This is a genomic window from Apilactobacillus micheneri (genome assembly GCF_002993975.1).
GTDB lineage: Bacteria > Bacillota > Bacilli > Lactobacillales > Lactobacillaceae > Apilactobacillus > Apilactobacillus micheneri.
Genome location: NZ_POSO01000006.1, coordinates 1 through 10,633, shown reverse-complemented (window position 1 = coordinate 10,633; position 10,633 = coordinate 1). Strand labels below are relative to the sequence as shown.

At 27.3% G+C, this 10,633-nt stretch carries 13 protein-coding genes; 6 read left to right on the top strand and 7 right to left on the bottom strand.

Annotation, left to right across the window (positions count from 1 at the left end; genetic code table 11):
- Positions 1–1,215: 1,215 nt before the first annotated feature.
- Together C7N41_RS07535 and C7N41_RS07530 are read right to left on the bottom strand one after the other, a co-directional pair.
- Positions 1,216–2,004, bottom strand: a complete 789-nt coding sequence (locus tag C7N41_RS07535) for a helix-turn-helix domain-containing protein (RefSeq protein ID WP_105965075.1) — start codon at positions 2,002–2,004, stop codon at positions 1,216–1,218.
- A 107-nt stretch (positions 2,005–2,111) separates the two neighbouring features.
- On the bottom strand, positions 2,112–2,552 hold the full coding sequence (locus C7N41_RS07530; protein WP_105965074.1) for a hypothetical protein: 441 nt from the start codon (positions 2,550–2,552) through the stop codon (positions 2,112–2,114).
- A gap of 115 nt (positions 2,553–2,667) precedes the next feature.
- Here C7N41_RS07530 and C7N41_RS07525 point away from each other — a divergent pair, with 115 nt between their 5' ends.
- The gene (locus C7N41_RS07525; RefSeq protein ID WP_105965073.1) at positions 2,668–2,919 is read left to right on the top strand and encodes a hypothetical protein; all 252 of its coding nucleotides are present in this window, start codon (positions 2,668–2,670) and stop codon (positions 2,917–2,919) included.
- A 48-nt stretch (positions 2,920–2,967) separates the two neighbouring features.
- On the opposite strand, the gene C7N41_RS07520 is transcribed toward C7N41_RS07525, so the two are convergent.
- The 5 genes from C7N41_RS07520 to C7N41_RS07500 form a co-directional block, all read right to left on the bottom strand.
- Complete coding sequence (locus C7N41_RS07520; protein WP_105965072.1) at positions 2,968–3,552, bottom strand: tyrosine-type recombinase/integrase; 585 nt, start codon at positions 3,550–3,552, stop codon at positions 2,968–2,970.
- A gap of 35 nt (positions 3,553–3,587) precedes the next feature.
- Positions 3,588–4,244 (bottom strand): CPBP family intramembrane glutamic endopeptidase, encoded by a 657-nt coding sequence (locus tag C7N41_RS07515; protein WP_105965071.1) that lies wholly within the window; start codon positions 4,242–4,244, stop codon positions 3,588–3,590.
- Positions 4,245–4,511: 267 nt separating this feature from the next.
- The gene (locus C7N41_RS07510; protein ID WP_225362895.1) at positions 4,512–5,852 is read right to left on the bottom strand and encodes a dihydrolipoyl dehydrogenase family protein; all 1,341 of its coding nucleotides are present in this window, start codon (positions 5,850–5,852) and stop codon (positions 4,512–4,514) included.
- 139 nt (positions 5,853–5,991) lie between these two features.
- Positions 5,992–6,657 carry an ArsR/SmtB family transcription factor gene (locus C7N41_RS07505; protein WP_105965069.1) on the bottom strand — a complete coding sequence of 222 codons (666 nt, stop codon included), beginning with the start codon at positions 6,655–6,657 and terminating at the stop codon, positions 5,992–5,994.
- 274 nt (positions 6,658–6,931) lie between these two features.
- Positions 6,932–7,426: an LA2681 family HEPN domain-containing protein gene (locus C7N41_RS07500; RefSeq protein WP_105965068.1), complete on the bottom strand. Its 495-nt coding sequence runs from the start codon at positions 7,424–7,426 to the stop codon at positions 6,932–6,934.
- Between C7N41_RS07500 and C7N41_RS07495 the strand changes: the two genes are divergently transcribed.
- From C7N41_RS07495 to C7N41_RS07720, 5 genes are all read left to right on the top strand, one after another.
- Positions 7,359–7,589, top strand: a complete 231-nt coding sequence (locus C7N41_RS07495; protein ID WP_105965067.1) for a type II toxin-antitoxin system mRNA interferase toxin, RelE/StbE family — start codon at positions 7,359–7,361, stop codon at positions 7,587–7,589. The two genes, C7N41_RS07500 and C7N41_RS07495, sit on opposite strands and share 68 nt — an antisense overlap.
- A 400-nt stretch (positions 7,590–7,989) precedes the next feature.
- A complete protein-coding gene (mobC, locus tag C7N41_RS07485; RefSeq protein WP_105965065.1) occupies positions 7,990–8,292 on the top strand; it encodes a plasmid mobilization relaxosome protein MobC in 303 nt (100 codons plus the stop codon).
- Positions 8,274–9,734 carry a relaxase/mobilization nuclease domain-containing protein gene (locus C7N41_RS07480; RefSeq protein ID WP_105965064.1) on the top strand — a complete coding sequence of 487 codons (1,461 nt, stop codon included), beginning with the start codon at positions 8,274–8,276 and terminating at the stop codon, positions 9,732–9,734. Before mobC ends, C7N41_RS07480 begins: the two co-directional genes overlap by 19 nt.
- 22 nt (positions 9,735–9,756) lie before the next feature.
- Positions 9,757–10,143 carry a hypothetical protein gene (locus tag C7N41_RS07475; protein WP_105965063.1) on the top strand — a complete coding sequence of 129 codons (387 nt, stop codon included), beginning with the start codon at positions 9,757–9,759 and terminating at the stop codon, positions 10,141–10,143.
- A 12-nt stretch (positions 10,144–10,155) separates the two neighbouring features.
- Positions 10,156–10,329 (top strand): hypothetical protein, encoded by a 174-nt coding sequence (locus tag C7N41_RS07720; protein WP_157944997.1) that lies wholly within the window; start codon positions 10,156–10,158, stop codon positions 10,327–10,329.
- Positions 10,330–10,633 lie beyond the last annotated feature (304 nt).

Below are 10,633 nucleotides of genomic sequence, written 5' to 3'. Positions count from 1 at the left end.
CAAAATTTATCCTTAACAAACTATAAATATATACAAAAAAAGCCCTCAAATTATTTTGAGGGCTTTTTTAATCGTACTTCAGTTTATCTACTCAGTTTATCTACTCAGTTTATCTACTCAGTTTATCTACTCAGTTTATCTACTCAGTTTATCTACTCAGTTTATCTACTCAGTTTATCTACTCAGTTTATCTACTCAGTTTATCTACTCAGTTTATCTACTCAGTTTATCTACTCAGTTTATCTACTCAGTTTATCTACTCAGTTTATCTACTCAGTTTATCTACTCAGTTTATCTACTCAGTTTATCTACTCAGTTTATCTACTCAGTAATACATAATTAGGCGTACTAGGACCTTAAAGACTAGGAAGAGCATAGCTCGCTATGCTCGCTAGCTCTCTCGATAGTTAGCCTGTTTTGTGGCTTTTCTTATCGAGAGAGCATGTCTCTTTAAAAGTCTGTTCATCGCTCGGCTCAATCAACGATTTTTTATCATCATTAACTCAGTCGAACTTCACAGTATTCAGTTTAAACGCATTCAGCCCTTGTTCCTCCTAGCCTCTACCTTTTACGTCAAAGAGTCGACTTCTTTTTTGTTTTTCGTGATAAATTATAAAAACTCACGCTTGCTAGCAGGATTGAATAAAGCATTTCCTAAATTTCCAACCATTTGATTTCTGGTCTTGCCGCTGATTTGTGTTAGCATTTCAGCCAACAAAGGTTCAGCAAACCTGTGTCCTTATACACACGGTCACTACGGTTATGGTCTTCCATAATCACGGGTGCATTTTGTGACGAACAGATAGGGTACCGCCCTCTTATAACTTAATGGAGATATTAAGCAAGATTGTCATTCTTAGTGGATAATAACGCAAATAAAAAGAACTGAACCCACTTACGTGATCCAGTTCCTAAATTTCACTTAATATCTTTTGCTTTTTCGGGTTTTATTTGATAATATAAACCCTGTAAAGTAATCAAAAGAAACGTCCATTTCTTTTGATTCAATATCAGTTAAATGTTAGTTAACTGGTATCAACGTAAGTTAGTACTGCAATACTAACCTTAAGCAACAATCAATTAAGCCATGATGTCCAGTCATGGCTTTTTTGTTACTCAATTTTTTTACGTTAAAGCCGTTTATTTAATTTATACTTTAAGAATATCATAACAATTTATAATGTAAAAGGTTTTCAAGATAAAATTTATAAAACATTACTTATTGTCTTTTGCTCTAATTATTGTTCTATTAGACTTACTATTAAAATTACCATTATACAAAACTATATCTTTACCTATATTATAAGGGGACTCCTTATCGTACCTTTTATCATAACTTTTAGAATAAGTAGGTATTCTTAGTTTTTGAACTTTATTATTGTTTCTAATATTCTTAAATATATTTAAAGAATTTCTTGTCCTATACTGTATAAAAACTTTTCTTTTATTAGCATAACTACTAGCAGGATAAGTTGTTACTTTATTTTTTTCATTAAAATAACTATTTGAAACAGAATCATAAGTTTTAGTAGTTAACATATCCCATGTAGTAAATAATGAATCTAGTTTTGCATAAACATCATATTCATAGTCTGTTTTTATATATTTCCCATGAATATCCTTATGTATTTTAACAGGAACTTTTTTTATTTTTACTATTTTTATATTTTCAGGATCTGTTGTAGATACTTGAGATTCATATATAATCTTAAAAATATACATTAATATAATCAAAACCAATGATATTATGATTAAGATAAAAGTTCTTTTTTTTCTATTTGACATACTTATTTTTTTCAAGGTTCTTTTATCATTCCTTAACATGTAATCTAAAGTCACATTAAAGAAATCACAAATTTTAACAACCATTTCTAAATCTGGTATGCTTCTATTATTTTCCCAACTGGAAATAGTAGTTCTAGAAACATTAAATCGATTAGCTAATTGTTGTTGAGTAATATTTTTCTGATTTCTTAAATATGTTATTTTATCAGCCAGGTTCATCTAGTTCCTCCTTTTCTTTAAAACACATGTTAAGTAATCATATAAAAAAGACTAGCTAATCTTTTTATCAATTAGGAAAAATTGATGACAAAAACAATAACATTCATTTAAATCCAAAATTTCCACCAATGATTTTTACTATTATCGTTTTTATTATCATATGTTGTATCAATCATTAATTGCATAGATTTTAATTTTTGTTTCTGTTCACTAATAGTATTTTTATCTTGTAAAGATAGTTGTTGCTGTTGATCTAACATTTTCTGAAGATTATCAATTTGATTATTTTTTTCTTCTATTTCATCCTTAATAAATTTTATTAATTCATCTTTTTCTTTAATATTATCGCTTTTATTATCGTTATCTTTATTATAATAATTATCAATATACCCAAAATGCTTATATATCAATTTTTGAGCTGATTTATCATATGTTTTCGCTCCGTTTATCACTTTAGATGATTCTATATCACTTTTGTCGATAAAACGATAAATTCTAAGTTTGTTTATCCCCATAAAATCAGCCATTTGCTTAATTGTCTTATTCATTATCACTAATAATCCTTTCGATAATATATTAAATTAATAATATCATATTAAAGTTTTAAAATATTTTGATATTAATAATGTTATTATTAAATTAATTAATTGTTTGGAGGTACTTATGAACACACTAGAAAAAAGGCAAAAAAATGGCGATCATTTAAACATAGCATTTTTAATTGTTTACATAGAATTATTAAATAATTTAAATACATTAGGGGAAATAATATGTGCACTTATGGTATTAGCTGCAATAGCCATCAAAAAAATATACGTAGATGATAAAGATAGTCAAAATACTTATTTGTTCTTTAATATATCTATGATTATATTAATTATTGTATTTATTATTTTAAATTTCATTTTGAAATAAATTATGAATAATAAAAACACATTAAAGATATTTTTAATGTGTTTTTTATTAACCAAAGTCAATATTATTTAAAATTTTTTCAGTGGATTCACGATCCAATCCTAAATATTTTAATGTCATAGATTGAGATGAATGATTCAAGAGGTTCATGACTAAACCAATATTGTAATTGGATTGCACATATACACGATAAGCCCCAGTTTTACGCATGGTATGGGTTCCTAAATAATTAATATTTAAGAGATCGCCCACTTTCTGCATGATCCGATAAAATTGGCGACCATCAATGTGCTTGTCATTTTCGCTACTGGGGAATAACCACTTAGATTTAATATTATTAAATGCTAACCATTGTTGGTATTGCATTAAATCTTTCTCTACTGGTTTTAAATATAAATTGTTAGGTTTTCCTGTCTTTTGATCATGAATATAAGCATTGGCTTTAATTTGGCCTTGTTCATCAAATACATCATGATATTTTAGAGCTAAGACATCACTCACACGTAAAAGCGTTGCTTTACCTACTTGAAAAATTGTTAAATTGCGGAGACCCCATCTAAAATTATGTAAGAGAGTGTCCTGAACTTCCTGTAAAATATTGGAATCTTTAATTGGATAAACGGTTTGTTTCATAGCAAGAATCCTTTCTAAAATGTATGTTAATTTTACTAAAATACCAAAAAAATAAAGAAAACCGATAGGTTGCTTAACGCATGTAAAATAAATGGGAAAACTATCCCCTTAGAATTTTCCCTTGCTATTCCCAACAAAACAGCCGTTAAAAAATTATATAAAATAATATCTATTGAAAATAACGAATGTGCTATTCCAAAACCAATAGATGATATTAATATAGTCGAATATATATTAGTAAAGTTTTTCATGTAGCTATAAATTATGCCTCTAAATAATAGTTCTTCTAAAAATGGACCTAACACAATTCGAACAACTAAAGTAACAAAAAATATCGAACAAAAGTGATTCCCCGTTGCAATATACATTTTATTAATAAATGTAGTATCAGGTAATTTACTAGTTATAACCAAATGACTAACAGATAAAAATATAATTAAAATAGTTAATAAAGGAGTCATTTTTTTATCAAATCTAATTTTAAATAATTTAATAAAATCTTTTTTTAAAAGTGATTTATATATCGCATAAATGATTAATAATATTATAAAAAAAACGATTATTTCATTAATTAAAAGATTATATAAATGATTGTCAGAAGAATCATGCAATGGATAATATATAATACCTAACAAAGGAGATAATATAATAAACAAAAAGCATAATAAATATTTACCAATATTTTTGGTCATTTTAAATGCATCCTTTTTTCATTATTTTTAGAAGATAAATATCCTCTAAAATTATTATCACAGAAATTGAACATATTAAAAATAAGAAATGGGAAAAACCTTTCTAAATAGGTGTTGTTAATAAATATAATTATATAATAACACCCATATAGATAAAATAAACACCCCACAGTTACTAAAACAGTAATTGCGGGGTGTTATTTGTAATTTATGATACCAAAGATAAATTATATATAGTTATCTAACTTTGAAAAAATGTAAAAACAATTAATCACCAATTAAATCGCGAGTTTTATAAGCTAATGCAGGAAAAACAGGTATAAATTTATCTCTCCAAATATTTTTATCTAATTTCAAGCCTATGATACTTGCAAAATTATCAATATCATCTGCAGCCGTTTGGCTAACTTCAGAAGCACCGACTAATTCATTTTTATTATTAAAAATTAAAGATAGCTTAGCATTCATGTCATTAGTACCAACATACAAAAAATCACTGTCAGCTAAGTTATACTCTTTAATAGAATAATTTTTATCTTTTCTAGCATTATCTAAAGATACCCCAACTTGAGCTACTTGAGGAAATGTAAATGCAGCTGTAGCGATAGTAGGATAATTTAATTTATTATCTGTTTCACCCATTAAATATGAGCTAAGATATTCACCCTCATAATGAGCAGTTGATGTAAGCTTTGGAACTGATTTCTTAACAACATCTCCAGCAGCATAAACTCCATTAATATTAGTTTCTAAATGATTATTAACAATGATACCAAACTTATCATAATCAAGATTTATTTTATCTAAATCAAGATCATCTATATTAGGAATTCTACCACTAGCATCAACAATAATATCAGCATCCAATTTCATATTTTGATTAGTATTTACTTGATACCCTTGATCCTTTTTAATAATTTCTTTTACGACTTGATTGGTTACAAAATTTACATTGTTTTGTTTTAATTCTTTTACGATTTCTTTAACGTGTTCATAACTAAACGCTTTTAATGGATGCCCAGATGATTCAATAATATCTACTTTTGAACCAGCAGCACTTAAAATTGTCGCAAGTTCCATGCTTACAAAGCCGCCACCAATAAATGCAACATGCTTAGGTAATGATTCCATATTAAAAATATCATTACTATTTAGAGTATATTCACTACCAGGAATAGGTAGCTTATTAGGTTTTTGTCCAGTTGCAATTATAATATTAGGAGCTGTATATTCTGTACCATTTATATCTAAAATATGTTCATCAATAAATTTACCCTTACCTTGGATAGTATCAAAACCCATACTTTGGTAATTAGAAATAGAATTACTAGGATAACTTCCAAAAACTTTCTTTTTTTGTTTAATCAACTTTGTCCAATCAATCGTTGAAAGTTTATCAATACCTATACCCTTTAATTTTTTTGCAATTAATACTGACTTTACAGCACCTTCTAAAAAGATTTTAGGTTCGCAACCAGCATTGGGACATACGCCTCCAAAGCTTCCACCATCTAATATTAATACTTTTTTATTACTATTTTTTAATTTATTAGCAGCTGCAAACGTTGATGGACCACTGCCTATAAAAATATAATCATATTGCTTCATCAAAATATAATCTCCTTTTACAAATAACTTCATTCAATTAATCAATTGAATGATTGAATGACTATTATAATAATATCTATTTGTATATAGGTCAAATTTTTTGATTTATTAATAAAAAAGATTCGTTAAACAATAATGTTTAACGAATCTTTTTTGTAACATACTTTTCCCAATCATAATAACTTGAATTTAAACTATAAGCATTAAATCCATGATTGTTTAAAAATTTAGATGCAATATTAGCATATGCACACAATTGACCTCTACAGTACACAATAATATATTTATCTTTAGAAATTTCATTAAGGTGATATTCTAATTCATCAATAGGTATATTTTTGGCATTATATATATGACCATTTTTATACTCAGACTCTGGTCTAACATCTAAAAAAAGTGTATTTTCATTATAAATTTTTTTTGAAGAATCTTCTAATGAAATATTTTTGATATGTTCATTAGAGCTAAAATCTTTTTGTATTTTTTTTATTTCAGAAAGCTGCTCATCGCCAACATCTCTTAATAAATAAAACAAATCCTTAACCTTAGTTGAAGATAAACTGTAATATAAAAATTTACCTTTTCGGTTAGAATAAACTAAATTACTACTTTTAAGAACTTGCAAATGTCGAGAAGTATTTGCAACACTTAATCCAGATTCATCTGAAATTTCTTCAACTGTCTTAGAACTTTGAGCCAATAAATCCATAATTTCCAATCTACGTTCGCTAGATAAACTCTTACCTACTTTAGCCAACTCTGTATATAAACTATCTTTATACATAGAAGCAATAGTTTTTGACATATTAAAATCTCCTAAATATATAATAAACATGTTGAATTCAACATACTCAATTTAATATATCACACATTATAATATAATTTTAATTATAGTAATTTAATAACATATAATCTTAAATTGTGATAAAAATTTTTTATTATTTATAAAGAAATTTAATTTGAACAAAAGTTGAATTAAAAAGAATTTTACAAAACTGACAAATAATGTTTCAGAATCATTTCTGATTTAGTAACTTCATTTTGTTTATCCAACTTAAAAAATTTTTAAGCATTTTTTACTATCTAGTTTTTAAATCATCATCATATTTAAAAGCATAAACTTTAGGAAGATTATTATTTTTTGCTTTAAATTTAGCTTCTTTCTTATCTTCATTTTCTTTAACCATCAAAGAAACAAGTATTATAGCCTCTCTACATTTTTGTAATAAATATAATGAATTACTATCTAATTCATCCATAGGGATAGATAGTTCTAATTTGGTATGTTGCTTTAACTCTCCAACATCCTTAACAGTTAATATTCTGTGTTCCATATAGTTTCTAATTGTTCTGATATCATCCATTTTAGGATCTACACTATTCTTAAATTTTTTATTTACCGATATTTTGTATAAATCTTTTTCTATAGATAATAATCCTTTTAATCCATAATTATTAAATTTATAATTCTTCTTATATAATTCTTTAAAAAGATTTAAAAATGAAATTCTATTCAATGACAATCCTAAATTAAAATATTCATTAATAAACAATGCTATTTTATTAAAAATCAAAGACCATTCATTAAATAATAATTGGAAAGGTTATCGGTCATTTCATCCTGGAAGATTAGAAAAAAATCATAAGACTTTGGATAATTGGATTGTTATTTATAAAATAAGTGATAATCAATTAATCTTAACTTTGGTTGATACAGGTCAACATAAAATTTTATAGAAAAAATAATTATTTGAAATTAGTTTTTATGGTTTAATCCATCAAATTAATGCGTATAATCGCAATTAATTTGATGGATTTTTTGTTACTTTAATCGCTTATAAAAGCGATAGAAAGTAAGGTTCTTTTTGGTACTTTAATTTTGTTAATTCAAAATTAAAGTACGGTTTATTTTCTGGGGAGTTAAGAGGGGACTTTTTCATAAGAAAAACACCACCTCTTACAAGCCATTTGTGTAGAAAATTTTTTATAAAATTTTCTAGCAAATGAACTGCTTGCCATAACACTTTTACACTCACTTAATAGCTAAATAAACGCGTAGTGAATTTGGATAGTTAGTCAGTGTTATAATAATTATGAATGCATAAAGAATAATTATGATAGAAAGTGGGTGTTTTTTATGCCAAGAAAGCAAGTCAACGTTAGTCTCAATGATGCTGAATTTGCTGCCTTAAATTTTTTAGCTTTAGAGCACAATACCAAACGTTCCACTATCCTAAAAAATTTAATTAATCATCATCAACTTAAAGAACCTAAGATGATGCCCCAACAAGCATTGGCAATTAATCATCAATTAAAAAAGATGGGCAATAACTTGAATCAACTAACCAAAATGGCTAATCAAAATGGACAAATAGAATCCTTAAGTCCCCTCTATGAAATGCGAGATGAATTAAATCAAATATGCCAACAATTAAAATAAGTCGAGCACAAAATGGCTCCGCAGCTCTTGATTACGCCCTCGGCAAAAATAGACTTAAAGATAGCGATAAAGAATATTTAATCAAGCATGGAATGGATCAAAAAGTAGTCGATACATTACATAATCGAGCAGTCGTCCAACAGAGCTATAACCTAATTAATATTAGCAATGCCAAAGCTGAAATGAAACAAACACGTGCGATTACTAATAATCGTGGCAAAACACAATGCATGCGATTCATTCAATCGTTTGCTGATTATGAGATCAATGTTAATGATCCTCAAGATTGGCAAAAAGCTAATGATATAGGCGTAGAAATAGCAAAAAAAATTGCTCCGGATAATGAATTTGCCATTTATACACACATTGATGGCGATGGACATAAAGTGCATAACCACATCATTATGAATATGACTAACTTGGAAACTGGGAAAAAATATCATCAGACTAATGACTTTGCACGTGTTGCTAAATTCAATGATGAATTAGCAGAAGAATTTTTCCCTATGAATCGGAATATACACGTCCAGAATCAAATTGAACGCAAAACTATGCCTGAAAGAAAATTAAAAGCCAAAAATCAATATATTTGGAAAGATGATTTAAGGCATCGGATTGATTCGGTCATGTTGCACGAAAATTGCACCTCAAAATTACAATTTGAGGACGCTTTAAAAGAAAAAGGGGTAATTTATCGCGAACGTGGTAAAAATTGCTCCTATAGCTTTTTAGATGCCAATAATAAACAACGAACTTCTCGCGGTAATAAATTAGGGAAAGACTACGAAAAGGAGACGATTCATAATGAGTTGGTCGGACAAAATAACAAACTCAAATTCAGAAAAAAACGAGCAGATAGAAAAGAATACGTTAGAAAATTTAATCGACAACCAGAGGCAAATACTCGTAAAACAAAACTCTACTCTCGACGAGCAAGACAAGGCCATAATTTCGCAGAATACTACTATCAACCAACTCTCCAAAGAACAGAGTTCATTGAAACAAATAATCGACAAACAAAACAATACGATGAAAAATCAAGACAAAGCTATCAAACAGCTCGAACAGAACAACCAGACCTATCAAGAAATCAATCAAATCTTAATGCATTATTTGAAAGAATTAGACACAACCTCCGAGCTGCAATTAAATACGAAGTACAACGCATTAAAGAGGTCACTAAACGAGCATTAAGTAAATTAGATTCCTTCTTTATGGACAATAGACTATCTGATGAAGGCTATAGTAATATTCAAAACAACATTACAGATAATCATTTGGACATGAATAAAAGTATCAAGGACTTAAAACAACAACGCGATGTCTTTAAAAAAACTGATCGAAAATATCAAATTAGCAAGAAAAGAAAAATCATTGATCAAAAAAGTCCTAATTTTAAACGACAGCACCGAAGACAAAGAATGCGGGGTCCACACTTATAAATAATGGAAATGAGGTTATCAAATGAATCAATCTGAAAAACTAGATCAAGAATTAGCAAACGCCATCAAATTACGTGAAAAGCAATCCAAAAAGATTCGCAAAATTAAACGCGAAAAGAAACGAAAAAACATTCAAAACATTGGTAAAGAAGTCTTAAAACAACATAAAGAAATTAAAGATAGTGAAGATTTTGAAAAAAATTATGTAGTAATGCACAAAAAATATAAAGAAATTTTAGATGCATTTACTATCGCCATGGGCATTAAAGAGAAAAACGGAAAAAAAGTACTATGCTTAAGAAATACAAATGAAATTAACCAAATCTTCCACCAAAATTTAAATGAAACAGATACTGAAAAATATATTCAAAAAGTAATTAATCATATTCAAAAAATTCAAAATAATTAAGGAGGAATAATATTGAATAATACACAAGATAAAGTAATTTATCATAAATTCGGCAAAAACAAAAAAGAACATAGCTGGGACTTAAAAATTACTAAACATAAAACTAATTTGAAAGATATACCTGTATTTTTAGCCTGGATCATAATCATTTATTTAATATTACACTTTATATTTAAAATAATTTAAATATAAAAATAGTGATATAATGAAAGTAAGCAAATTTTCACTCAAAATTTATCCTTAACAAACTATAAATATATACAAAAAAAGCCCTCAAATTATTTTGAGGGCTTTTTTATCTACTCAGTTTATCTACTCAGTTTATCTACTCAGTTTATCTACTCAGTTTATCTACTCAGTTTATCTACTCAGTTTATCTACTCAGTTTATCTACTCAGTTTATCTACTCAGTTTATCTACTCAGTTTATCTACTCAGTTTATCTACTCAGTTTATCTACTCAGTTTATCTACTCAGTTTATCTACTCAGT

Bases quoted from the DNA above. Each gene is read 5' to 3' on its own strand.
- C7N41_RS07535 (WP_105965075.1), bottom strand. From the start codon at position 2,004: ATGAACCTGGCTGATAAAATAACATATTTAAGAAATCAGAAAAATATT.
- C7N41_RS07530 (WP_105965074.1), bottom strand. From the start codon at position 2,552: ATGAATAAGACAATTAAGCAAATGGCTGATTTTATGGGGATAAACAAA.
- C7N41_RS07525 (WP_105965073.1), top strand. From the start codon at position 2,668: ATGAACACACTAGAAAAAAGGCAAAAAAATGGCGATCATTTAAACATA.
- C7N41_RS07520 (WP_105965072.1), bottom strand. From the start codon at position 3,552: ATGAAACAAACCGTTTATCCAATTAAAGATTCCAATATTTTACAGGAA.
- C7N41_RS07515 (WP_105965071.1), bottom strand. From the start codon at position 4,244: ATGACCAAAAATATTGGTAAATATTTATTATGCTTTTTGTTTATTATA.
- C7N41_RS07510 (WP_225362895.1), bottom strand. From the start codon at position 5,852: ATGAAGCAATATGATTATATTTTTATAGGCAGTGGTCCATCAACGTTT.
- C7N41_RS07505 (WP_105965069.1), bottom strand. From the start codon at position 6,657: ATGTCAAAAACTATTGCTTCTATGTATAAAGATAGTTTATATACAGAG.
- mobC (WP_105965065.1), top strand. From the start codon at position 7,990: ATGCCAAGAAAGCAAGTCAACGTTAGTCTCAATGATGCTGAATTTGCT.
- C7N41_RS07480 (WP_105965064.1), top strand. From the start codon at position 8,274: ATGCCAACAATTAAAATAAGTCGAGCACAAAATGGCTCCGCAGCTCTT.
- C7N41_RS07475 (WP_105965063.1), top strand. From the start codon at position 9,757: ATGAATCAATCTGAAAAACTAGATCAAGAATTAGCAAACGCCATCAAA.